Annotated in this window: 19 protein-coding genes; 10 read left to right on the top strand and 9 right to left on the bottom strand. The window is 72.8% G+C overall.

Going from position 1 to position 22,355, the window contains the following annotated elements:
- The first annotated feature begins 4 nt into the window (after positions 1-4).
- The 6 genes from ACIQIB_RS30730 to bla all read left to right on the top strand — a co-directional run bounded on the left by ACIQIB_RS30730 (position 5) and on the right by bla (position 5,505).
- The gene (locus ACIQIB_RS30730) at positions 5-829 is read left to right on the top strand and encodes a carbohydrate ABC transporter permease (RefSeq protein WP_400762003.1); all 825 of its coding nucleotides are present in this window, start codon (positions 5-7) and stop codon (positions 827-829) included.
- Positions 829-2,412, top strand: coding sequence for an amylo-alpha-1,6-glucosidase (locus tag ACIQIB_RS30725; RefSeq protein ID WP_400762001.1), 1,584 nt, complete (start codon positions 829-831; stop codon positions 2,410-2,412). The genes ACIQIB_RS30730 and ACIQIB_RS30725 overlap by 1 nt, the downstream gene beginning before the upstream one ends.
- A gap of 452 nt (positions 2,413-2,864) precedes the next feature.
- The gene (locus tag ACIQIB_RS30720; protein WP_363609693.1) at positions 2,865-3,101 is read left to right on the top strand and encodes a hypothetical protein; all 237 of its coding nucleotides are present in this window, start codon (positions 2,865-2,867) and stop codon (positions 3,099-3,101) included.
- A gap of 19 nt (positions 3,102-3,120) precedes the next feature.
- Entirely contained in the window at positions 3,121-3,903 is a 783-nt protein-coding gene (locus ACIQIB_RS30715; RefSeq protein WP_363609695.1) for a helix-turn-helix transcriptional regulator, read from the top strand.
- Positions 3,904-3,983: 80 nt separating this feature from the next.
- Positions 3,984-4,406: a sigma factor-like helix-turn-helix DNA-binding protein gene (locus tag ACIQIB_RS30710; protein WP_363609697.1), complete on the top strand. Its 423-nt coding sequence runs from the start codon at positions 3,984-3,986 to the stop codon at positions 4,404-4,406.
- A 178-nt stretch (positions 4,407-4,584) separates the two neighbouring features.
- Positions 4,585-5,505 carry a class A beta-lactamase gene (bla, locus tag ACIQIB_RS30705; protein WP_400762048.1) on the top strand — a complete coding sequence of 307 codons (921 nt, stop codon included), beginning with the start codon at positions 4,585-4,587 and terminating at the stop codon, positions 5,503-5,505.
- Positions 5,506-5,607: 102 nt separating this feature from the next.
- Here the strand turns inward: bla and ACIQIB_RS30700 are convergent, their stop codons facing one another.
- Complete coding sequence (locus ACIQIB_RS30700) at positions 5,608-8,328, bottom strand: M4 family metallopeptidase (protein WP_400761999.1); 2,721 nt, start codon at positions 8,326-8,328, stop codon at positions 5,608-5,610.
- A 504-nt stretch (positions 8,329-8,832) separates the two neighbouring features.
- On the opposite strand from ACIQIB_RS30700, the gene ACIQIB_RS30695 reads away from it, so the two are divergent.
- The 3 genes from ACIQIB_RS30695 to ACIQIB_RS30685 all read left to right on the top strand — a co-directional run bounded on the left by ACIQIB_RS30695 (position 8,833) and on the right by ACIQIB_RS30685 (position 13,475).
- The gene (locus tag ACIQIB_RS30695) at positions 8,833-9,792 is read left to right on the top strand and encodes a LysR family transcriptional regulator (protein ID WP_400761997.1); all 960 of its coding nucleotides are present in this window, start codon (positions 8,833-8,835) and stop codon (positions 9,790-9,792) included.
- A 241-nt stretch (positions 9,793-10,033) separates the two neighbouring features.
- Complete coding sequence (locus ACIQIB_RS30690; RefSeq protein WP_400761996.1) at positions 10,034-12,604, top strand: collagenase; 2,571 nt, start codon at positions 10,034-10,036, stop codon at positions 12,602-12,604.
- A 253-nt stretch (positions 12,605-12,857) separates the two neighbouring features.
- Entirely contained in the window at positions 12,858-13,475 is a 618-nt protein-coding gene (locus ACIQIB_RS30685; protein ID WP_363609706.1) for a TOPRIM nucleotidyl transferase/hydrolase domain-containing protein, read from the top strand.
- A 324-nt stretch (positions 13,476-13,799) separates the two neighbouring features.
- Here ACIQIB_RS30685 and ACIQIB_RS30680 read toward each other — a convergent pair whose 3' ends face one another.
- The 4 genes from ACIQIB_RS30680 to ACIQIB_RS30665 form a co-directional block, all read right to left on the bottom strand.
- A complete protein-coding gene (locus ACIQIB_RS30680) occupies positions 13,800-14,957 on the bottom strand; it encodes a hypothetical protein (protein WP_400761994.1) in 1,158 nt (385 codons plus the stop codon).
- Between the two features lie 200 nt (positions 14,958-15,157).
- Entirely contained in the window at positions 15,158-16,135 is a 978-nt protein-coding gene (locus tag ACIQIB_RS30675) for a DUF6529 family protein (RefSeq protein WP_363609710.1), read from the bottom strand.
- Positions 16,132-17,085, bottom strand: a complete 954-nt coding sequence (locus tag ACIQIB_RS30670) for a metallophosphoesterase (protein ID WP_363609712.1) — start codon at positions 17,083-17,085, stop codon at positions 16,132-16,134. The genes ACIQIB_RS30675 and ACIQIB_RS30670 overlap by 4 nt, the downstream gene beginning before the upstream one ends.
- Positions 17,082-17,597, bottom strand: a complete 516-nt coding sequence (locus ACIQIB_RS30665) for a cupredoxin family copper-binding protein (RefSeq protein WP_400761992.1) — start codon at positions 17,595-17,597, stop codon at positions 17,082-17,084. Before ACIQIB_RS30665 ends, ACIQIB_RS30670 begins: the two co-directional genes overlap by 4 nt.
- Positions 17,598-18,415: 818 nt before the next feature.
- On the opposite strand from ACIQIB_RS30665, the gene ACIQIB_RS30660 reads away from it, so the two are divergent.
- The gene (locus ACIQIB_RS30660) at positions 18,416-18,826 is read left to right on the top strand and encodes a hypothetical protein (RefSeq protein WP_400761990.1); all 411 of its coding nucleotides are present in this window, start codon (positions 18,416-18,418) and stop codon (positions 18,824-18,826) included.
- A gap of 137 nt (positions 18,827-18,963) precedes the next feature.
- On the opposite strand, the gene ACIQIB_RS30655 is transcribed toward ACIQIB_RS30660, so the two are convergent.
- The 4 genes from ACIQIB_RS30655 to ACIQIB_RS30640 are packed head-to-tail and all read right to left on the bottom strand — an operon-like array spanning position 18,964 to position 22,239.
- Positions 18,964-19,701, bottom strand: coding sequence for a class I SAM-dependent methyltransferase (locus ACIQIB_RS30655; RefSeq protein WP_400761988.1), 738 nt, complete (start codon positions 19,699-19,701; stop codon positions 18,964-18,966).
- Positions 19,698-20,738 carry a thiopeptide-type bacteriocin biosynthesis protein gene (locus tag ACIQIB_RS30650; protein ID WP_400762047.1) on the bottom strand — a complete coding sequence of 347 codons (1,041 nt, stop codon included), beginning with the start codon at positions 20,736-20,738 and terminating at the stop codon, positions 19,698-19,700. Before ACIQIB_RS30650 ends, ACIQIB_RS30655 begins: the two co-directional genes overlap by 4 nt.
- Positions 20,739-20,758: 20 nt before the next feature.
- On the bottom strand, positions 20,759-22,066 hold the full coding sequence (locus ACIQIB_RS30645; RefSeq protein WP_400761986.1) for a lanthionine synthetase C family protein: 1,308 nt from the start codon (positions 22,064-22,066) through the stop codon (positions 20,759-20,761).
- Positions 22,063-22,239: a hypothetical protein gene (locus ACIQIB_RS30640; protein ID WP_400761984.1), complete on the bottom strand. Its 177-nt coding sequence runs from the start codon at positions 22,237-22,239 to the stop codon at positions 22,063-22,065. Before ACIQIB_RS30640 ends, ACIQIB_RS30645 begins: the two co-directional genes overlap by 4 nt.
- Positions 22,240-22,355: the final 116 nt, after the last annotated feature.

The raw sequence follows: 22,355 nt of genomic DNA, 5'->3' as shown, positions 1-22,355 counted from the left end.
CGGCATGACCAACCGGAGACAGACCCTGCTGCACGCCGGCCTCGCCCTCGGCGGCCTGGTCATGCTGTTCCCGTTCATCTGGATGCTGCTGACCTCCTTCAAGGGCGCCACCCAGATGATCAACGAGCCGCTGGCCTGGCTGCCCGGGCCGTGGCGCCCGCGGAACTACCCGGACGTCCTCGACGAGGTACCGCTCGGGCGGGCCTACTGGAACAGCATGTACATCGCGGCCGTCACCGTCGCGGCCACCCTGTTCACCAGCGCCATGGCGGCCTACGCCTTCGCCCGGATACCGTTCCGCGGCTCCGGGCCGCTGTTCGGCCTCTTCCTGGCCACCCAGATGGTCCCGGCCCAGGTCACGATCGTGCCGCTCTACCTCATGCTGGCCAGGCTCCACCTCATCGACTCGCACCTGGCGCTGATCCTGCCCGCCGTCGCCAACCCCTTCGCGGTGTTCCTGCTGCGCCAGTTCATCCGGGCCGTCCCGGTCGAGCTGGAGGACGCGGCACGGATCGACGGGGCGGGCCGCTGGACCATCTTCTGGCGGATCATCCTGCCCAACATCCGGCCGGGCCTGTGGACGCTCGGCATCATCGTCTTCCTCGCCAGCTGGAACAGCTACTTCTTCCCGCTGGTGTTCCTCAACACCCCGGACCTGTTCACCATCCCCCTGCTGCTCGACGCCTTCCACTCCCAACGGGGCGGCGTCGACTACGGGCTGACCGCCGCCCTGTCGGCGATGACCGTGGTACCGATGCTCATCGCCTTCCTCGTCGGGCAGCGCAAGATCCTCAACAGCATGGCCTCGTCGGGCCTGGGAGGACGCTGATGCTCACACTGGACCTCGTGGAGCGGCCGTTCACCGAACGCGGCTCACGGCTGCTGGTCACGGCCGGCCCGGACGGGCTCCGGGTCGCCCGGGCCGCCTACGAGACCCCGCTCGCCGAGACCACGGAACTGACCGCCCTGGTCGTACGCGACCCCGGCGGACGCCCGCTGCCCGTCGTCTCGGCGACACCCTCCGAGGTGGCGTTCGCCGGCGGGGTGTCGCTGCTGTTCGCCGACCCCTCGACCCTGGTGATCGCCGGACGGCACGCCCGGGCCTCCTGGCGGCTGCCCGACGCAACGGAGCACACCCTCGCGCTCACCGGCTGCCACGTCCTGGCCGGCCCGCCGGGCCACTGGCCGGAACCGGCCGTGCGCGCCGCCGCCGAAGCCCGCTGGAACGACTGGTTCGCCCGCATGCCACCCGTACGGGCGGACCTGGCGGAGCGCGCCCGGATGGCCTGGTGGACCCTGGCCGTCAACCTGCTGCCGATCGCCGGCCGCGAAGGACTCGTCCCCTCCAAGTACGGCTACGCGGGCGTCTGGAACTGGGACGCCCTCTTCCACGCCGTGGCACTGCGCCACGCCTCACCGGCGCTCGCCCGTGACCAGATCCTCCTGCTCCTGGACCACCAGCTGCCCGACGGCCGGCTGCCCGACGTCGTCCACGACCACGGCGTGCTCGCCGAGACGACGGACCTGCCCCGCGCGGACCACGTCCGCCTGAGCGAACACGTCGGCCGGGCGAACGGCACCGCACCCAGCCCGGGACCGGTGCCGGTCACCAAACCGCCGCTGGCCGCGTGGGCCGTGTGGAAGGTCCACCAGGCCGACCCGGACCTCCCGTTCCTCGCCTCGGTCTACCCCCGGCTCGTCCGCGCGCACGCCTGGTGGTTCGCCGCCTCCGACCCGGACGGCGACGGCCTGCCCGCCTACCTGCACCCCTACTCCTCCGGCCTCGACGACAGCCCCGTCTGGGACTACGGCCCCCGGGCCGAGCCCCCCGACCTCAGCTCCTACCTGATCCACCAGGCCGACCGCCTGGCCGACATCGCCGACGCCCTGGACCTGCCGGGGGACGCCGCCCGCTGGCGCTCGCGCGCCGCCGCCCACACCCGCCTGCTGGTCGCCAACCGCTGGGACGGCACCCGCTTTCGCACCGTGGCGGACGGCGAGAACGTGCCCGTACGGACCGCACTGGACCTGATGCCGCTGTTCACCGGACGCCTACCCCCCGAGATCGCCGCCCGCCTGGAGAGGACCCTGCGCTCCACCGCGTACTGGGGCGAACACCCCGTCCCGACCGTCGCGTTCGACGATCCCGCCTTCGACCCCGAGGCGATGTGGCGCGGCCCCGTCTGGCTCAACATCAACTACCTGCTCATCGAGGGCCTGCGCCGCTCCGGCTTCGCCGCCACCGCCGACGAACTCCAGCACCGCACCCTGGCCATGGTCCGCGACGCCGGCGGCCTCTACGAGTACTGGAACCCCCTGACCGGCGCCCGCGCCACCCGGGCGACCTCCGGCTTCGGCTGGTCCTCCGCCCTGTTCATCGACCTCGCCCGCCGGCCCCCGGGGACGCCGTAGCGGTGGGTGAGGCCGGGAAACGCAGAGAGACCGCTCGGGCCGTTGCGGCCGGGCGGTCTCTGCTGTCCGGGCGGGCCCATGCGCCAACACGGCCCGCTCCGGGTGTTCCCGAAATTGTTGGAGTAATCAGCGCCCCCGGGTTCCCGACCCGTAGGTCTGGATGACGCTGCTGCAATCGTCACACCCAGCGGTGAGGGCGACAAGGGGATGCTGCGCGAACGCGCATCAATTTCCAGTTTCACCTTTCTGACCTGCCGGTATGCGGTAAGGGCAGGTCGAAAACGCGGGCTCGGGCCTGGACGGTGGCGCATCAATCCGCGTGGTGTTCACCGAATCGATTGGGAATCGCCTGTATGCCTGACAGAGTGTTACCCGAACGGATGCTTCGCGTGACGCCAACCACCGAAGTGCCGTCCTGTTGGAGTGATCAGTGCTATAGGAGGGTCTCGTCGATGACGAGGAAGCGCAAGAAAGCCGCCCCCGTCCCCGCCCACTGCGCCGCCGGAGGCATCACGCCGCCGCGCCCGCGCCCGTCCTGGCTGCCCGGACGGGCGGAGGCGATCGTGATCGTCATCGTGATCGCCGTCGCCGCCGTCCTGGTCGCGGCGGGCATGTCGGCCGGAGCGGCGCTGGAACTGGCCGGCGGCGGCTGGCTCGTGGGGCTGAGGCTGCGGCGGGAGCGGATCTAGCGGAGGGTGCCCGCCCGCGATGGGACGCCGAGAGAACCCGATCACGGCGACCGAACCGGCACTGGGCAGACTGGCCGCGTGGCTGCGCGAGCAGCGCGACGAGGCCAAGCTGACCTACCGCCAGCTCGCCGATCGGACGAACTACCACTCGACCACCCTGCAGAGGGCCACCAACGGCCGGTCCCTGCCGAGCTGGGAGGTCGTCGAGGCCATCGCCCGCGAATGCGGGGCGGACCTCAAGACGGCCCGCAAGAAATGGACCCACGCCAACTACTGGGCCCACGTACCCCGTTCCTCCGGAACCCGGCGCCGGCGCGTACCCAAGCGGCTCAACCCGGAACACGCCGACTCCTTCGCCGACCTGCGCCGGGCCATGCACGAGATGCGCCGCAAGGCCGACTGGCCCTCTCTGGAAGAACTGGACCGCCGGGCCCGGAAACTGGGAGGCCGCCTGCCCTCCAGCACCCTGGCCCTGGTCCTCAAGGGCGAAGCCCCCCTCCACAAGACCGTCTTCACCACCTACATGGAGGTCTGCGGCGTCAAGGAGAACCGCCGCGTCCTGTGGGCGGCGGCCTGGGAACGGACGAACAACGCCCGCACCCCGGTGCCGATGACCGCCAGGACCTACCAGCGCGAGTTCGCCCGCGCGATCAAAACCTCCACCGGCGGCATCCCGACAGAGACCCTGTTCAAGCTGTGGGTGACGCTCAAGAACAGCCTCGCCGCCGACAAGGCCGACGACGCGCACCACCCGGCCCCGGCGGGCCGCGACGGCACCGGAGAAACCCCGGCGCTCGTGTGACCAGGCTCCGCGGGCAGGGCCCCACCACGGCCCCGCCCGCGGACCACCCATCCGCCCACCCGGCTACCTCGGGAACACCCATGCCCGCATCACCCCGAACCCGGACCACCGCCCACCCCGGACCCCACCTCGGCCTGTGGGCGCTCCACGACCTCCACCTCCACAACTACCTGCGCTACGCCGCCCTCCTCCTCACCCCCGCCGACGCCGGCCGCGCCGTGCACGACGCCTTCGACGAACTCGCCGGACGCTGGCCCGACGTCCTCGCCGCCGCCAGCCCGGCCGCCTGCGCCTGGCAGGCCGTACGCCGCCACGTCCGCACCCTGGCCGGCCCCCGCCCGCTCCACCCCGTCGCCCACCTCACCGACCCCCAGCAGGACGTCCTGCTGCTCCACCTGGTCCTCGGCCTGCCGCAGAGCGAGGTCGCGGCCGTGACCGGCACCGAGCCGGCGGCCGTCCACGTGCAGATCCGTTCCCTGGCCGGAGCCCGGCGCCCCGCCTGAGCCGTCCCGCCCCCGGCCGGGCCCGGCCCGGTCGTGCGGCCCGTGGGCCCGGACCGGCTGCACCGGCGGTGGCGCACGAGCGGCAGAAACGGGGGAAAGCGGGCGAACCGGTCGGGCCGTCGAGGTGTCCTGATCTCCGGAGGATGGTCGCCGGACAAAGGAGGACACGATCGTGGGGATCTTCGCAGGACGCCCGGGCCGCCGTGCGGTGCTGGCCTTCGGCGCCGGGACGGCACTGGCCGGCGCCGTGTCCACGGGTGGGCCGGCCCACCCGGCGGGCGGCGCGTCACCGGGTGGGGACACGGTCACCCGGGCGCTGGCCGGCCTTGAGCGGGAGCACGGCGCCCGGCTGGGGGTGTTCGCGCGGAACACGGTCACGGGCAGGAGCGTGGTGTACCGCGCCGACGAGCTCTTCCCGATCTGCTCGGTGCACAAGACGATCACCGCCGCCGCCGTCCTGAGGGACCTCGACCGGGACGGCGGGTTCCTCGCCAGGCGGATCCGCTACACCGGCAAGGACGTCACGGACGCGGGCTACGCCCCGGTCACGGGCACGCCCGGACACCTCGCGAACGGCATGACCGTCGCCGAGCTGTGCGCCGCCGCCATCGGCTACAGCGACAACGCCGCCGACAACCTCCTGCTCCGTGAGCTCGGCGGCCCCACGGCGATCACCCGCTTCTGCCGGTCCATCGGCGACGACGTGACACGGCTCGACCGGTGGGAGCCCGACCTGAACTCCGCCGAACCGGGGCGTGTGACGGACACCACCAGCCCGGCCGCCATCGGGCGGAGCCACCTGAGGCTGGTGCTCGGGGACGCGCTCGCCCCGCAGGACCGGCGGCGGCTGACCGGGTGGCTGCTCGCCAACACCACCGGCGCCGCCCGCCTCCGCGCCGGACTCCCCGGGGACTGGACCCTCGCGGACAAGACCGGCACCGGCGGCTACGGCACCACCAACGACGTCGGCATCGCCTGGACCCCGGACGGGACGCCCGTCGTCCTGGCCGTCCTGTCCACCCGGCGGGACGCCGGCGCGCCGGCCGACGAACCGCTGGTCGCCAGGACCGCCGCTCTGCTGGCGGCGGCCCTCGCCTGATGCCTCACGGTGCGGCCCCGCCACGGACGAGGAGACCATCGCCCCGGTACCCGCCGGCACCGGGGCGAACGCCGCAGCGGCGGCCTGATCAGCAGGACCCGGTCAGCAGCGCCCGGCCGGGTGGTCGCGGACCACCAGGTCGGTGCGGCCGGTGGTGGCGTCCAGCCAGAGCACCCGGGTGCCCCGGTCGGCGGCCGCCTCGTACTGGCCGCCCCGGTTGCAGGAGACCCGTACGGGCGTGCCACCGGTGAGCGGCAGCTGCCAGAGCTTGGGCAGCGCGGCGTTGGTCCAGCCGCCGGCGGGCTTGCCGCCCTCGTCCCGGGAGATGACGGCCTGGAAGGTGACGGCCTGGTCGGAGGCGGTGATGGCGGCGGTCACCTGGGCGTACGGGGAGTCGGCGGGAAGCACGTCGACCACGCCCGAGCCGTCCAGGGCGCCGGAGCGGATCGCGCTGCGCGCGGCCGGGCCGGCCGGGGTCTCCACCCAGAGCAGCCGTCCGCCCGCGAGCACGGTGGAGCTGACGGTGCCGGCCGACTCGTAGCGCGCGGTCACCCGGCCGGTGGTGAGCGAGCGGACGGTGGCCGCGGACATCTCCCGCTCCCCGGCGGTCCACTGCTCGCTCCAGCCGAGCACGCCGTCCCTGAGCGTGAGGCCGGACGGGCGGTGGCCGTCGGGCAGCGGGAGTTCCACCGGCGGGGCGCCGTCGCGGGAGAGACGCACCGTGGTCCGGCCGCTCTCCCAGTCCTCCACCAGGAAGGCGATGTCACCGCCGGAGATCCGGACCTCGGCGAGCTGCTCGGTCCGGGAGGCGAACAGGCTGCGGACCGGGCCGCCGGCCAGCGAGCGGGTCAGCACCTCCATGCCGAACCTGCCCTCGGCGTCGGGGCCGACGGCCAGCCAGGCGGCGGACTGTCCGTCGGTGGCGGCCCAGCTGTGCCGGCGGCCGTCCTCCGGGCTCAGCCGGGTGGGCGTGCCGGGGGCGGTGGTGGAGCCGGTGTACAGGGCGGGGTCGCCGGTGCCGGTCGAGTTGCCCATCACCCAGCGGCCGCCTGCGACGGCCGGGGCGGCCATCGAGGTGGGGATGGCGCGCACCAGCGGGCGGCTGTCCGTCCCGAGCCTGGACTCCCAGCCGGCGCGGATCCCGTGGGCGTCGAACGCGGCTGCCACCGAACGGAGTTGGGCCGGGCTGAGGTTCATCGAGCGGCCGGCGGCGAGCACCGCGTTGCGGCCGTCGACGAAGTCGTCCAGCGGGGTGAGGTAGTCGGCGAGCGCGCGGTAGACCAGCCGGTCGGCGGTGAGCGGGTCGAGGGTGCGCCGGATGTCCCACAGCGCCCCGGAGAAGATGGTGGAGTTGAGGTGCACGCCGCCGCTGTCGAGGCTGAGGTCGGTGCCGAGGTAGTCGTCCACGGTGGTGCGGCGGTCGTCCAGCCGGCGCCCCGCGCAGTCCTCCGGGGTGCCGGTGCGGCACACCGCCTCGCCGAACAGCGCGGCCTTCGGGTCGGTCATCGACACGCCGCGGGCGGTCACCTCGACGGCGTTGCCGAAGTAGTCGGCCAGCGCCTCGTTCATCGCCCCGGTCTGGCCGGCGTTGACCAGACCGGCGGTGTGGTCGATGACGCCGTGGGTCATCTCGTGTCCGGCTATGTCCAGCGCGACCGCGAACGAGTGGTACTGCGGGCCGCCACCGCCGTAGGACATCATGGTCCCGTCCCAGGTGGCGTTCATGATGGGTGCGCCGTCGTTGGTCACGCCGACCAGCGAGACGATCGGGGAGCCCTTGCCGTCCAGCCCCTCCCGGCCCAGCCGGTCGCGGTAGAAGTCGTACACGATGCCCGCGTTGAGGTGGGCGTCGGTGGCGCCGTCGGCACCGGTGGCGGCCGGGAAGTCGGAGGTCGGGGAGGCGGCCGGGCGGAGGTCGGCGGGCAGGCCGTCGATGAAGTCCAGCAGGTCCCGTCCGGCCGCGTCGTAGGTGGTGATGGAGGCGGGCCTGGTCAGGTCGACGAGCTGGTGGCTCCCGTCCGGCAGCCGGGCGGTGTTCACCTTCACGGTGCGGCCGTAGGCGTCCGGGGCGGTGCCGGTGGCGGGTTCGAGCGCCGGTGCGGCGGCCGCCGCTGTCGCCGGTCGGGCACCGGCCTGGTACGGGGCGCGGGCGTCGTGGGCGAGGGCGATCCCGCCGACGGTGGCGTCCACGTAGACCTCGCGGGTGGTCGGCTGCCCGCCGGCCCGGTCGGTGCCGCGCACGGTGAAGTGCCGGGTCAGCCGGCCGGTGCCGCCGGGCAGCACCACCAGGCCGTGGTCCTCGGCGGTGGCGCCGGCCCGGCCACGCGGGTCGGTGAGCGAGCCGAGCGCGAGGCCGCGCAGCACCGGGTCCGGGACGGCGGGGGTGGTCGGCGCGGTCAGTCCGGTGAAGTACTTGCCGCCGGCCGACTCCACCCGCTGGCCGGCGCCCTCACCGGTGAGGCGGACCAGGTACTGCCCGCCGAGCACCGGCACACCGCCGTGGTACTGCTGGAACCTGACGGTGTGCCGCCCCTCGGCCGTACGCCCGGTGCCGACCTCGGTGAGCTGCCCCGGGTCGATCCGGTACCGCTCCGGGTGGGCGGCCAGGTGGGCCCGGGCCGCCTCGCCCGGACTGCCGGGCGCCGCCTCGGCCAGCCCGGTGACCAGCTGCGGGGCGGCGGTGCCCCCACCGGCCACCAGAGCGGGCACCGGGTCGGGGTCGGCGGCCGGTCCGGCCAGGGCGGGCGGTGCGGCCAGGGTCAGGCCCAGCACGGCGGTGACGGCGAGGCCGAGCGCCTTGGGGGTACGGGACGGGTGCGGCACTGGGTGTCCTCCACGGAAACCGGGATCGATGACGGAACGTCATCCCGATGCTTGATCGCGGAAGTCCGGAAAATCCAGGCGTTTATCGGTAAATGCAGAGAATCCCGGAGATACGTGTACGTTCACGCAACGACGGCCTGCCCGAACAGGCAGAACCGCCCCTCCACGAGAACCCGCGCCACCTCGGGGCCGAGCACGGCCGGACCCCGCCGGAGGGCCACCGGCGCGCGCACCGCACGAGGACGCCGGCCACCGCGCGAAGGGCCGGCCCCGACCCGGCAGCCGTCGGACGGTCAGGCGGACGGTCAGGCGGACGCAATGCCCTGGTAAAAGGTGGTGCCGGTATCGCCGTCCGGCCCCGGAAGGGCCTTGACGAGGCAATCCGCGGGGGGTGAAGGTAGGCCGCTGACATGTCATGTGTGCTGTTGCACTGTCCTCGGCGGCAGCCACCCGACGCCGACGGCCGGGAAGGCCCGGCCGTCGCGTGAAGGGGAGGGGAGGGGCATGGAGCTGGAGCTGCGGCACCTTCGGGTGCTGTGCGCCATCGCCGACAGCGGGAGCGTCAGCCGCGCCGCCGCCCTGCTCGGCGCCTCGCAGCCGGCGACCAGCACACAGCTGCGCCGCATCGAACGCCACCTGGGCGCGCCGCTCTTCGAGCGCACGGCCGCAGGCGTGGCGCCGACCTGCTTCGGCGTCGAGGTGGTGACCGCCGCGCGCGACCTCCTCGCCCGGGCCGACTGCCTGGGCCACCGCCCGGAGGCTCCCGGCGGGCCGGCCCGCCGGGAACTGCGCCTGGCCGCGACCATCTCGCCGATCCTGCCCGGACTGGTCACCAGGGCCCGGCACCAGCGGCCCGACCAGCGGTTCACGGTGACCTCCGTCCACCAGTCCTCGGACATCGTCGACCTGCTGGAGCAGGGCGACGCGGACGCCGCCGTGGCCATGGACTACCCGGGCCGGGAGCTGCGCCACTCGCCGTCCGTCGCGCACCGCGGCATCGTCACCGAGCCCTCCTTCGTCGCCCTCCCGGCCGGCCACCGGCTCCGGCACCGTACCGAGATCGCCCTGGTGGACCTGGCCGACGAGGACTGGTTCCTCACCCCCGACGACGGAGCCGGCTGGCACGGCGTCTTCTACGACGCCTGTGCGGCGGCGGGGTTCACCCCGGCCGCGGTCCACGAGTTCCCCGGCGGCCGGCTGGAGCTCCAGGAGATGATCGCCGCCGGGCTCGGGATCTCCGTCGTCCAGGCGACCACCCGGCCGCTCGCCGACGTGGTGGTCAAACCGCTCGCCGGTACGCCGGTCTGGGTCCGGCATCTGCTGGCCTGGCGGCCCGGCGGGGTGAGCGGGGAGGTGGTGGAGACCCTGTTCGGCGCGGCGGCCGCGGCGTACCGGGACCTGATCGCCGCCTCGCCGGCCTTCCGGGCCTGGGCCGCGCGGACGTACCGGCCGACCCGGCCGTAACGGGGCGGGCGCTGTTCGCGCCGGCGGCCGCCGGACGCGCCGGGCCGGTGGTTCGGCACGGCCGTTCCGAGGCCGTGTTATGACCGGCCCACCTTATGTCATATGACCTGTGACATTGTTCTGACGCCCTGTCGAATGGCAGGATCATGCCGCATCCCCCCATGCCTCGGCAGTCGTCCAGAGACCTCCCCCACAGGAGAAGGGCCCAGCAGTGCGCCTTCGGATACCCCTCCCCACACTCATGGCCGGCGTCGTCGCCGGCTGTGCCGCCACCGCCACCCTGTTGCCGGTCCCGGCGCTCGCCGCCTCCGGACCGGCCTCCCACCCGTCGGCCAGTGCCCGGCCGGCGGCCGACGCGGGCTCCGCCGCCCCGGGGCCGCTGGGGGCCTTCCGCGCGGCCGACCCCTCCGAGGACCTCGCCCCCGCCGCCAAGCCGCTGCCGCCGGCGCTGCTCGGCCAGGTCGTGATGGGCCAGCCCGCCGGCACCACCGTGCAGACCGCACCGCGACCGGCCGACCGGAAGACGCCCCCGGCCAGGCCGGGCTCCGCCGGCCGCTCCGCCACCGGTCCGGCCGCCGCCGGCGCGCAGAGCTGCACCCCGGCCGACTTCGGCGGCCGCAGCGGGGCCGACCTGGTCTCCTTCGTCGAGGGCTCGACCCCGGACTGCGTCAGCACGCTGTTCAACGTCACCGGCACCGACGCGGGCGGCATCTTCAAGGAAGCGAAGATGCTCACCGTCGCCAACGCCTTCCAGAACCTGGCGGCCGGCTACACCGGCGACAACTCGACCGGCATCCTGCAGCTCGTGCTCTTCATGCGGGCCGGCTGGTACGTCCAGTCCTACAACGCGGACGCGGTCGGCCCGTACGACACCGCCCTCACCAGTGCCTCCAGGGCCGGACTCGACGCCTTCTTCGCGAGCCGGCACTGGACCGATGTCACCGACAACAACGGCACCGTCCTCAACGAGGTGCTGGTCCTCACCGACAGCGCCAACCTGCAGGGCAGTTACCTGGGCGTCTACAAGCAGGTGCTGAACAGCTACGACAACTCCTACAACGCGTTCCCGAAGATGCTCAAGTCGGTCAACGCCGTACTGTCCGCGCCGCTGTGGCGGGGCAACTGGAACCCCGACTTCGTCAAAGCGGTCAGCGCGGACCCGGCCATCGGCACCGCGCTGGGCACGTTCGCGCTCAACCACAAGGACCTGCTCGGCACCGCGAACTCCTACCTCGACGTCAACGCGGGCAACGACCTCGGCCGGATGGCCGGTGACGGCCCCGCGGTCGAGGCCGCGCTCAAGGACCAGGTCAAGGCGGTGCTCGACGCCGTCCGGATCACCGGGGTGACCGGCCCGCTGTACGTCCACACCGCGTACCAGGCCAACACGTTCGACCCCGGCCAGTGCTCGTACTACGGCATCTGCGACCTGCCGGCGAAGCTGACCGCGGCGGTGCTGCCGAACCAGCTGGTCTGCGACAACCGCACCATCCAGACCGAGGCGCTGTCGCCCGCCGACCTGGCCGCCGTCTGCGCGAGCCTGCGCGGCGAGGACACCTTCTTCCACGCCATGGTGAAGGACAACGGCCCCATCCCCGGCCAGTACGACAAGACCCTCACCCTCGCGGTCTTCGCCAACCAGGCCGACTACCTGACCTACTCCTGGGCGATCTTCAGGAACTCCACCGACAACGGCGGCCAGACCGTCATGGACCCGACCGACCCCAACGACCAGGCCGTGTGCGTGATGTACCAGAAGTCGTGGAACGACGGCTTCACCGCCAACGTGTGGAACCTCAACCACGAGTACACGCACTACCTGGACAACATCTACGACATGAAGGGCGACTTCTCCACCGAGGTCTCCGTTCCGGACATCTGGTGGATCGAGGGCGTCGCCGAGTACGAGTCCTACGCCTACCGCGGCACCACCGACACCCAGGCGATGTCGGAGGCGGCCAAGCACACCTACACGCTCAGCACCATCTTCCAGAACACGTACCGCAACTCGGACTCGGTGCGCACCTACCCGTGGGGCTACCTCGCCGTCCGGTACATGTTCGAGAAGCACCCGGCCGACATCACCGCCATGCTCGGGCACTTCCGCACCGGTGACTACCAGGGCGGCTACGCGGTCTACAACAACGTCGGCACCGGCTACGACGCCGACTTCGACGCCTGGCTCGACAGCTGCGCCGGCGGCGCCTGCTACGCGGCCGGCCCGACCGCGCTGTTCGACCAGGCCGTCAACGGCGCCACCGTCACACTGACCGGCAAATCCGTCCAGACCGGCCCCGGCCGGATCACCGCCTGGCACTGGACCTTCGGCGACGGCGGCTCGTCCGACCAGCAGAACCCGACCCACACCTACGCGAGCGCCGGCACCTACACCGTTGCCCTGACCGTCACCGACGACACCGGCAGGACCGCCAGCACCCCGGCCCCGGTCACCGTCACCACCGGCAGCGGCGGCACCACCCTGCCGACCTGCGCCGACCCGCGTACCGACGCGCTCGGCCGGAACTGCTCCCGCTCCGGCCTCTCCGCCACCGCCGGCCACCTCGACTACCTGTACGTCTACCTGCCGGCCGGCACCAGCACCCTGAAGATCGACACCTCCGGGGGCACCGGCACCGCGTACCTGTACTACAACGCGGACACCTGGGCCTCGCCGAGCGCCTTCACCACCTCGTCCACCAACCCGGGCACCACGCAGAGCATCACCGTCACCAACCCGACGGCCGGCTACCGCTACATCAGCCTCTACGCGAACACCGACTTCAGCGGGGTCACGGTCAGTACCCAGTTCTGACCGGACGCCCCTCCCCGTGCGGACCACGCCCGCGGCAGACCTGCCGCGGGCGTGGCCGTTCGGCGTCGCCGTCCGCCGACCGGGGGAGCGCGGGGCGTGCGGATCCCCGCGGCCCCACTGCCTCCGACAGGCCCGACTGACGAGGCTTCCCGAAAAAACGGCCGGAGCCGCTCTCCCCCCTCACGCGAAGCCCCGGAGCGCGGCCGACGAAAAATCCGTGCCGCGCCTGCCCGAACAGGAGCAAAATCGCCCCATGGCGGACATGCGAGCGTTCCGGGATGCGGTCACCAGCTGGGCGGCGGGCAGCCCCGGCGGGCCGGCGAGTGAGCTGGCCGCACGACTGCGCGTGCGGACCGCGGTGCTGCTGGAAGGGCCGAGCGACCTCGCGGCCGTCGAGACGCTGGCCGCGCGCTACGGCCGGGACCTGCCCGCCGAAGGGGTGTGCGTCATACCCATGGGCGGAGCGATGAGCGTCGGCCGCTACGCCGGCCTCCTCGGGCCGCCGGGGCTGGGTCTGCGCCTCGCCGGACTGTGTGACGAGGGCGAGCAGCGCTTCTACGACCGCGGTCTTGAGAAGGCCCGCGCGCCGCGCCAGGGGTTCTTCGTGTGTGCGGCGGACCTGGAGGACGAACTCATCCGCGCGCTGGGCGTGGCACGGGTTGAGGAGATCGTCCAGGCCGAGGGCGACCTCCAGGCCTGGCAGACCTTCGTGCGCCAGCCCGCCCACCAGGGCCGGCCCCCGCAGCGGCAGATGCGGCGCTTCCTCGGCACGAAGAAGGGCCGCAAGATCCGCTACGGCCGCCTCCTGGCCGAGGCCCTCGACCCCGACCGGGTGCCCGCTCCCCTCCACAATCTGCTCGCGAACCTGTGACCGAAGCGCCGCCCGGGGTCAGCGGCGGCTACCGCCGGGACTGCCGGTGGAGCGCGGCGTGGCAGCCGGGGACGAATGTGACGACGGCTCCGGAGATGAGGCCCGGCACCACGACGCACCGATCGAGATCGCACAAGGGCGGCAGGTCGATCGAGCGGGTTTGGCCGGCACCCCGCGAGGGCGTGGCCGTCTTCAAGTGTCCCGACCTGCGCTGCCTGGCCCTCACCGGGGGCCGGTGGACCGCCTGCTGGACGAGGACGAGGTGTCGCCCAGCCCGGCCCTGAAGGATCGCTGATGAGTTCATTCCTGCCGGGCCCCGCTCGTTCAGCGGGCGGGAACCGCGGCCCGCTCCGCCGCTTTCAGGCGCGTCTCCAGACGGGCGGTGCGGGCCAGTTCGGGGCACTGGGCGCGGGCCCGGGCGAGAGCGGTGCGGGCCTGCTCGTAGCGGCCGAGGGCGGTGAGCGCGGCGGCCAGGGTGCAGCAGGCGTCGGCGCGCCAGAAGGGCGAACCGGCGGTGCTGCTCCAGCGCTTGGCCAGCCGGGCGGCCTGCTCGGGGCGGCCGTCGAGCAGTTCGGCGTCGGCGGCGGTCTGCGCGTACCGGTGCATGATGCGCGGGTCGGGCTCGGAGCCGTCGCCACCGAGGCCGATGAGCGCCAGGGCGACTCGGTGCCGGACCTCCTCCGGGGGCAGTTCGCCGGCCTCCCCGGCGGCCACGGCGGCCGCGGCCAGCAGCTGGTAGCCGATCGGGTGGCAGGGTGCCTGGTGGGCGTGCAGCAGTTCCCGGGCACCGGCGGAGGCCTGCTCGTAGCGGCCTTCTGCGAGCAGGACGCCCACCTCGGTGGCGCTCGGCAGGGGCGATTCGGGTACCAGGTCGAGCAGTCGGCGGGCCGCGCCGATCCGGCCCCGGAGCAGTTGCCGTTCGGCCCGCAGCAGGTCGGGGTGGCGCAGCTGCGGTTCGAGCAGGTCGCGCCGCAGCGTGATGCCGAGCGCGGCCCACAGCGGGGCCAGCGGACCGGCCTGGTAGCGCAGGTTGCTGATGACGGTGGTCACCAGCAGGGCGATCCCCAGCCCCCGGGCGAAGCCCTCCGGGCGCGCCGTGAGCAGTGCCCCGAGACCGAGCTGGACGGCGAGCAGCACGGCCGAGTGCAGCCACAGCCGCAGGCGCAGCCGCGGGGCGGACACGAGGTTGAGGGAGATCGTCAGCTCGGCGGCGGGTACCAGGCCGATCTCGACGGGAACACCTGCCACGGCGGTGGAGGCCAGCAGGCAGCCGCGGCCGTAGCGGACGACCATCAGTCGCGCGCCGGCCGCCCGGGCGAACAGCAGGCACCACACGTCGGGGAGCAGCAGGCCGAGCCCGACGCCGAGCGGGAGCCCGGCCAGGGCGCCGGGATCACCCGCCCGAAGCGCGAGGAGGACGAAGGGGGTGAGCAGTACGGCGAGCAGCCGCCTGGCCAGCTGACGGGAGATGGGAAACGTCACGGGCGAAGCATTTCGGCAGGTCACCGTGAGGGAAAGTGCCTGTGACGCACTTGTGACCTCGATCCGTGGGTTCGGCGGCTGCCGCCGGCTCGGCCTCCTCGGGCGGGGTGCCGGCGGTGGCGAATCCGGCGCGGGGCGAACTGGGCCCCGCCGCCCGGGAACCCGCTGCCGGCCGTCGGGAGGGACGCCTCACGTTCTGCTCACAGGCCGGGTGCCTGGAAGTCGTTCAGGTACCAGAAGGGGGCGGCGTACCAGATCAGGGCGATCGCGGTGACGAGGGTACCGCCGGCCAGGGGGAGTGCCCAGCCGGGCCAGCGGCGGTGCCGGACCACGATGACCTTGGCGACGAAGGCCCCGTAGAGGAAGCAGCCGGTGAGCGAATGCAGCGCCACGCGGGGATCGGTCAGTTGGACGCCGTAGGCGGTGATGCAGTGCCGGGCGATGGGCAGGGAGAGGAGGAAGGCGGTCAGGCCGACGAGGCGGTGCGTGGTGCGGACCTTGTGCGGTGCGGTTCGCAGTGCGGGCAGGCGGCCGTAGATCCACAGGGCGAGAAGGAGCTGAATCAGCGCCAGGCCCAGGAGCGCGGATCCCAGTTGGGCTTTCAGCAGTCTCGCGTCGTCGCCGCGGTTCCCGAAGAGGCTGGTCTCGTAGTCGGGGGTGTGTACCCGGCCGTACCAGTAGAGGCCGACCATCACCGCCACGGGCAGGAGAAGCCACAGGATGTCGTGGAGCCGTCGGTGGCCGGCGGGGTGAGCGGGGCCCTCCGCGTGCCCGGCCGCCCCCGCTGTCGATTTTGCCGCCGCGACCCCGGATGCCTGCCAGGCCACGACGATCAGCAGGGTGAGCGTCTCGGCGATGAGGCTGAGCAGGGCCTGCGGGGCGGGTCGCAGGCCCTGCTCGGAGAACCCGAACAATCCGATGGTGCGGGATGCGGTGAACCCGGCGAGCGAGCCGACGGCGATCGCGGCGGCGGCGATTCGAAGGAGCAGGGGTGCCGCCAGCAGCAGGAGTGCGGCCACCGCGAAGGCGGTGCTGGCCTGCAGCAGGAACAGCGAGCCGATGATGTGGACGAAGCGGTATCCGTCGATGTAGAGCTGGGCGTGGATGTATCCGCTTGCCGCGAGCGTGGCGGCGAGCAGCAGGCGCAGTGCGAGGGCTGGCAGGCTCCGGGTGTTCATACGAGTTTCTCGTCCTTGACGGCCAGCGCGTGGTTGCCCTGCCAGTAGTTGACGGTGCGGATGCCGAGCGCGTCCTTGAGGCGTCCGGCGGGCAGCACCTGCGGGAGCGGTGCGGGGCCCTGGCCGGGTTTGGGGAACGGGTAGCAGGTGGGGCGGGCCGAGTGGAAGGTGATGTTTCCCTCGGTCTTGCTGAACAGCTGGTGGACGTGCCCGTTGAGGCACGTGACCGAGGAGAAGCGGCGCAGCATCGACAGCACCTGCACCGCGTCGTCGGTGCCCCAGCCCCACGTCGGATACATCGCGAACAACGGGATGTGACTGAAGACGACGATGGGGGTGTCCGACGACAGGCCGGCGATGTCCTTGCGCACGAAGTCGATCTGGTCGTTGCCCAAGTGGCCGAGCTGTTCCAGGTGCAGGGTGTTGACCAGCGCGATGAAGTGCACACCGTGGGTGTCGAAGCTGTACCAGCCGTCGCCGAGGGTGTTCTTGCCGAAGGTCTGTCGGTAGGCGAGTGGTCCGTTGTCTCCGATCGAGTCGTGTTCGCCCGGCACGGTGAAGACCCGGTCCGTGTCCAGCTGCGACAGCATCTGCTTGACCTGGTCGAACTGGGCGGGGGTGGAAAGGTGCGTCAGGTCGCCGCTGTGCATGACGAAGTCGGGCCGGAACCCGAGGGAGTTGACCTGGTTGATCGCTGCGGCGAACGTCCCGGTGACGTCCGTGTTGGCCGGGCCCTGGAAGCCGATGTGGCTGTCGGAGACCTGCACGAAACGCAGGTCTGCGCTGCTTGCCGGGGCCACGCTCGCCGAACCGGGGATATGACTGATCACCTCTCCTGCGGTGACTGTCAGGACCACGACCCCACCGAACCAGGCGGAGTGCCGGATGAGCTGCCGGCGGGTCATGCCGTGCTCGCCGTCACCGCCGGAGTCGGGTGTCTGCCCGGTCATGGCGTCACCTCCACGGTGGCGGTCATGAACGGGTGGATGGTGCAGTAGTAGGCGTAGGTGCCGGGTGCGGTGAACGTGTAGCTGTAGGTGTCGTTGGTGGCCAGGGCCGCCGACTGCAGCGGCCCGCCCGACCCCTGCTTACTGGTGACGGTGTGAGCGTCGGAGTCGGTGTTGGTCCAGGTCACCGTCGTGCCCGCCTTGACCGTCAGCGTGGCCGGGGAGAACGCAAAGTTCTTGATCGTCACCGCGTTGGCGGCCGCTGGAACGGACGGCTGGCTGCTGGTGGGTGAGACCGAGGGCGTGGCTGCCGGTGCGCTGACCGTGCCGCCCGTTCCGGAGGCACCGGGAAATCCCGGCAGGGTCTGGCCGGGCCCGGGACTCAGCGTGCCGGCGGGTCCGGGCTGTGACGATCCGCCGCACGCGCTGAGCAGTCCCAGTGCTCCGGCGACGACGACGGCGGCCAGGCACGCCGTACGCGAGCGCCGGACCGGCGGAGAGGAGTTCGCATTCATGACCATCGTTCCTTCTGCGCGTCCCCAGCGGCACGGGCGGGTGTGGTCCAAGACCGGTCCGGAAACGGTCTCCTCAAGCGGATGGACGACCCCGTTACACCCGCCGGGGGATTGGGGATACTGGAAAGGGTGCAACCCGGTGGGTTAATTTATGTGAGCGGACAGCGCATTCCGTGCAGTGAAACGAATTCCCTGGCGGGGTCTCGTTGTTTCACCCCGACGGCGGGCAGCGGAACGCCTCGAAGGTAAGTCCCCAAGCCCCGGTGAACCTGCAGGCGGGCCGGCCAGAGGACGTTCGGCGAGTCCAGCGGCCGATCGAACCCGGGATTCCCCGGGCCGACGGATTCCGGCCTCGGATCTGAGCCAGGCCGCCGTCGACGCTCAGGTCCATGCCGGCACAGAAGCCGCTCTCGTCGCATGCGAGAAAGAGGACGGCCGCGGCGACTGCCGGGGGGCGGTCCATGCGAAGACTGGGTTCAGGGCCCCGAAAATCCCCGCGCAGGGTGCCGGCGCCGCCTTCACTGCTCCCCGCGCTGCCGCTCACGCGCCCACAGCGCCCGCGGCACCACCCGCAACGAACCCAGCTGACTTCTGAAACAGAACGCCACGCCCTCCACGCCGGCGGAAACAGGCACCCCGCACCGAAACGCGCTGGGTGCTGGGGACCTCGAAGCATCGCAGGCTGTTACAAGGAAGTGACGGTCCGCTCGCAACCTGTGCGTGGAGCGGAGCGTCCCTACGGATGACAGAGCCCGGATCGCACCGACCGACCGTGCCTTCGGGTAAACAACCACCTCCCCTTCGAAAGAGGTGTACCTGTGATCGTCTCCAAGCGGAACTCCCTGCGCCTGGCCGCCGTGACCACCCTCAGCGTGCTCTCCCTCGGGCTGGCGGGCACCGCCATGGCAGCCACCCCGGTCGCCCACCCCGCGTCCGCCACGCAGCGAGCCGCCGCGCACGCCGGCATCACCGCCAGGCCGTCGGTCTCGTCCGTCCAGGCATGGCAACTGTTCCGTGTCACCGGCACGACCACCGGCCTCACGGCGGGAAGCAAGGTGACCCTGCAGCAGAAGCAGCACGGCACGTGGGTCACTCTGCCGGCCTCCGCGCCCACGGCCCGCGACGGCTCCTACTCGCTCGGCGTGAAGCTCGGACTCAAGGGCCTGAACGAGCTGCGCATCGTCAGCGGTGACACCGTCTCTCCCGTGTTCACCGTGACCGTGCGCTGACCTTTGGCCCACAGCCCCCGCCGTCCCACCCCACCCCACCCCGCCGCGCCCGCTCCCTCGCCGCGCGGCCTGATCTCCTCCACGGCTCCACCAGTTGAGACCGGGACCCTTGCGGGCGAGGGCGCCGAGCCCGCGGTTCACCGCAGGACGAGGTGCGCCAGATAGTGGAAGTCGCCGTGGTGGATCTCATGAACGCGCCACGGGGAGCCGGTGACGAGTTCCTCCAGCTCGGCGGGGGAGAGGAAGGCGTAATCGAACCATTCCGTCGCCAGGCCGGCGTGGTGGACCCTGATCCGCCACTGCCCGGGCAGCCGGCCGCGCGCGGCATTGTGTTCGCGGTAGCGGTTCTCCGCGGGCGTGGTCAGGCGGGCCGGGTCGAAGGTGGTGCCCAGCAGCGAGGCCCCCGCCGTGGCCACCCTGGCGAGTTCCGAGAGAACCCGGGGGGCCTGCTCCCTGCTCTCCAGGAACCCCAGCCCGTTGCCCGTCATCACGATGGTGTCGAACCGGCCGTCGACGGGGCCGAGGTCGGCCGCCGTGCCGCGCACCGCGGGAAGCCCGCGGTCGAGGCAGAGCCGGACCGCGCCCGGTGACGGGTCGACGCCCAGGGCCTCGTGGCCGCGGGCCCGGAGTTCGGCCAGCGTGCGCCCCGCTCCGCACCCGATGTCGAGGACCGGGCCGCGGACGCGGCGCAGCAGTTCCCGGTCGACGTCCGGCCAGGCGTCGGCGGTGCTGAAGTACATCGAGGCGGGGGAGCGGTAGAGCCGGCCGTCGTCCCGCTCCAGGACTTCCTGGACGCCGCCGTGCTCCCAGCAGTCGCGGACCAGCGCGCCGAACGCGTCGCCGGTCGTGGGCGTTTCGTGTGGCCGGGTGGTCACGGCTGGCTCTCCTCTGACGGGCCCTGGGCAAGCGCCTCGGTGATGCCCACCTGCCAGTTCTTCGGCATGCGGGCGCGGTTCCAGTGGAAGACGGTCAGGAGGGCGGCGGCCTCCCGCGGGCCGACCCATGCGCCGGGACTGCCGAAGTACTCCTCGTGCCAGGTGTCGCACGCCCGCGCGACGGACTCCTGGAACGCGTCGAACGCCGGCTCGATCACCGGGGCGCGCAGTGCGGCCAGCTGCTGCGGCGAGTGCCAGAGCAGGTTCAGCCGGGCCGACAGGGCGGGCCAGTCGGCCGGCGGCTCCGCCTCGAATCTGCGGCCGAGCTGTCGGCGCAGCCGGTCCCAGACGTCCCGGTCCTCGAAGTCGGCGACGCCCAGCCGCTCCAGCAGGACCCGGGTCGCCGCCAGGGACAGGGCCCAGCCGGGGGCGGGCGGCGTCGGCAGCGACAGGTGGCTCAGCCACAGAAGGGAGTCGGCCGTGAAGACCCGGTGCACGCCGCGCATCGACCGCGGCCCGCCGAACAGGTGCTGCTCCGGCTCGTAGACGGCGGGCCGGACCTCGGTGAGCAGGCCGGCCGCCCGCCAGTCCTCCCACGCCCGGGCGAGTCTGTCCTGGGTCTGCGCGCGGTACGCCGCGCAGGTGTCGAAACGGACGCGCAGTCCGGGTGTCTTGTGGACGAAGAAGAAGTCGTCGATCCACCGGGCCGCGAGCAGTTCGCGCACGGTGTGCAGCAGGCCCTCGTACAGCGCGGGCGTCGCGCCGTCCGGCCCGGGGACGAGCCGGTATTCGAGCCAGGTCCGCGGTTCGGCCGCGGCGCGCAGCGCTGTCAGCCCGGCGCCGAGGAAGCACTCGGCGACGGGCCGCAGCTCGGGGTCCGCGGCGGTGTCGGCGTGGTCCAGCTGGGCCGCCACCGCGCGCAGGAACTGCGGGACCGTCAGCCGGGCTTCGCCGATCCGGATGGTCTCGCCGTCGTGCGGGGCGTCGTGGTCGCCGGGCGCGGGGGCCGGTCGTCCGGCGCCGGGGTGGGTGCGCATGTGGTTCCCCATGTGGTCGGTCAGTTCAGCAGCAGGGCGATGTCCCAGGGCAGTGACTCCTCCGGGCGGGCGTAGTGGTTGAGGGCGAGGGCCAGGCCGGCCGTTCCTTCGAGGAAGCCCGCCGGGTGGCTGCCGTCGGCCAGGCCGTCGTAGCCGAGCTGCAGGCGCGGGGGGCCGTCGGCCTCGAACTCCTCGATGATCCGTCCGGCGATGGTGTCGCGCAGCCCGCGCACCGGTGCCGCGTGCGGGCCGTCGGTGAAGTACCCGAGCAGGTGCAGCACTCCGGACCAGCCGTGGCACAGCGACCAGTGTTCCGTCCCGAACGACTCCAGCGGCAGGCGGGTGAGGGGCGCGATCGAGGCGTGGGCCTGCTCCAGCCAGTCCGCGCGGCCCATGGCCTGGCCGGCGATCTGCAGTGCCCGCGAGATGCCGGGCGCGCCGTAGCACCAGGCGGTCCGGCCCCGGGCGCGGCCCGGCTCGGCGTTGCCGAAGGCGGACAGGGAGACCGTCGGCGGCCAGAACGGCCCGTACTCGTCGGTGTCCTGGAACCGGTCGAGGAGCGCCACCAGCGACTCGACGGCCTCGCGCTGGCCGTCGACGACGGCGCCGTGCCGGTGGGCGATGGCGAGCAGGGCGAGCGGGCCGGCGATGCCGTGGGCGAGGCCGAGGTTGAGGTGGCCGTGGTCGACCAGTGCCGGGTCGGTGGCCGGATGCCAGTTGGGCGGGGTGACGGACCAGTAGCGCGGCACCCGCTGCCCGTGGTGGTCGGCCGGGCCGGTCATGCCGACCAGGGAGGTGAGCAGCTGCTCCATGTCGGCGGATCCGCCGAGGCCGCGCAGCAGCAGGTAGCGGCCCAGACCGGCCAGGCCGTCGAGGACGTCGTAGCGGGCCATCGGGCCGAGCGGCACGGTGTCCACCAGCCGGGACAGCGCGGAGGCGGCCGCACCGGCCCTGGCGTCGAGCGCGGCCAGGGCCCGGCCGTAGCCGCCGCCGGCCTGGCTGGCCAGATGGAGGGCGAAGCTGAGGCCCGCGACCTCGTAGAGCAGACCGTGGTGCGGTGCCGGCTGGGTTTCCAGACTGGCCGCCGCCAGCGACGCGTACCGGTGCGCGGTCAGCCGCTCCGCCGGATCGCGCAGGCTCCGTTCGCTGAACAGCAGGGCGATGCCCGCGTGGCCGCTGGCCAGCGACGAGACCTTCCACCGCTCGTCCGGCCCGGTTCCGTGATCGGCCTGGGGCAGCGACGCCGGGTCCCGCAGCTGGCCGGCCAGCTCCTCGGCCAGGGCCAGGGCCTGCTCGCGGTACGTGGGCGGTGCCGTGGTGGTGGTCACGTGCGGTTCCTTTCCGGGACGTGTGCGGGCCGCCGGTCCTGGCCCTGGGCCTGGTGGGCCAGCCGGCCGCGGTGGGCCCGGGCGGCCTGCCCCAGCAGGGCCAGGCCGGCGAGTTCCCCGGCCGGGTCGATGCCGTACAGCCGGTTGTGATGCATGTGGAGCAGGCTCGCCACGGCCGCGTCCTGCCATCCCCGGCCGCCTTCCCGGCCGATTCCCGGCAGCACCAGCTCGCCGAACCGGCCTGCCGCGGCGGCGATCCGGGCAAGAGCCGGACGGTACGGATCGGGAA

The sequence above is a fragment of the Kitasatospora sp. NPDC092286 genome (assembly GCF_044755565.1).
GTDB lineage: Bacteria > Actinomycetota > Actinomycetes > Streptomycetales > Streptomycetaceae > Kitasatospora.
The sequence above is the reverse complement of the archived record's forward strand: the minus strand, read 5'-3'. Positions and strand labels throughout refer to the sequence as shown.

Bases quoted from the DNA above. Each gene is read 5' to 3' on its own strand.
- ACIQIB_RS30730 (WP_400762003.1), top strand. From the start codon at position 5: ATGACCAACCGGAGACAGACCCTGCTGCACGCCGGCCTCGCCCTCGGC.
- ACIQIB_RS30725 (WP_400762001.1), top strand. From the start codon at position 829: ATGCTCACACTGGACCTCGTGGAGCGGCCGTTCACCGAACGCGGCTCA.
- ACIQIB_RS30720 (WP_363609693.1), top strand. From the start codon at position 2,865: ATGACGAGGAAGCGCAAGAAAGCCGCCCCCGTCCCCGCCCACTGCGCC.
- ACIQIB_RS30715 (WP_363609695.1), top strand. From the start codon at position 3,121: ATGGGACGCCGAGAGAACCCGATCACGGCGACCGAACCGGCACTGGGC.
- ACIQIB_RS30710 (WP_363609697.1), top strand. From the start codon at position 3,984: ATGCCCGCATCACCCCGAACCCGGACCACCGCCCACCCCGGACCCCAC.
- ACIQIB_RS30695 (WP_400761997.1), top strand. From the start codon at position 8,833: ATGGAGCTGGAGCTGCGGCACCTTCGGGTGCTGTGCGCCATCGCCGAC.
- ACIQIB_RS30690 (WP_400761996.1), top strand. From the start codon at position 10,034: ATGGCCGGCGTCGTCGCCGGCTGTGCCGCCACCGCCACCCTGTTGCCG.
- ACIQIB_RS30685 (WP_363609706.1), top strand. From the start codon at position 12,858: ATGGCGGACATGCGAGCGTTCCGGGATGCGGTCACCAGCTGGGCGGCG.
- ACIQIB_RS30675 (WP_363609710.1), bottom strand. From the start codon at position 16,135: ATGAACACCCGGAGCCTGCCAGCCCTCGCACTGCGCCTGCTGCTCGCC.
- ACIQIB_RS30670 (WP_363609712.1), bottom strand. From the start codon at position 17,085: ATGACCGGGCAGACACCCGACTCCGGCGGTGACGGCGAGCACGGCATG.
- ACIQIB_RS30665 (WP_400761992.1), bottom strand. From the start codon at position 17,597: ATGAATGCGAACTCCTCTCCGCCGGTCCGGCGCTCGCGTACGGCGTGC.
- ACIQIB_RS30650 (WP_400762047.1), bottom strand. From the start codon at position 20,738: ATGCGCACCCACCCCGGCGCCGGACGACCGGCCCCCGCGCCCGGCGAC.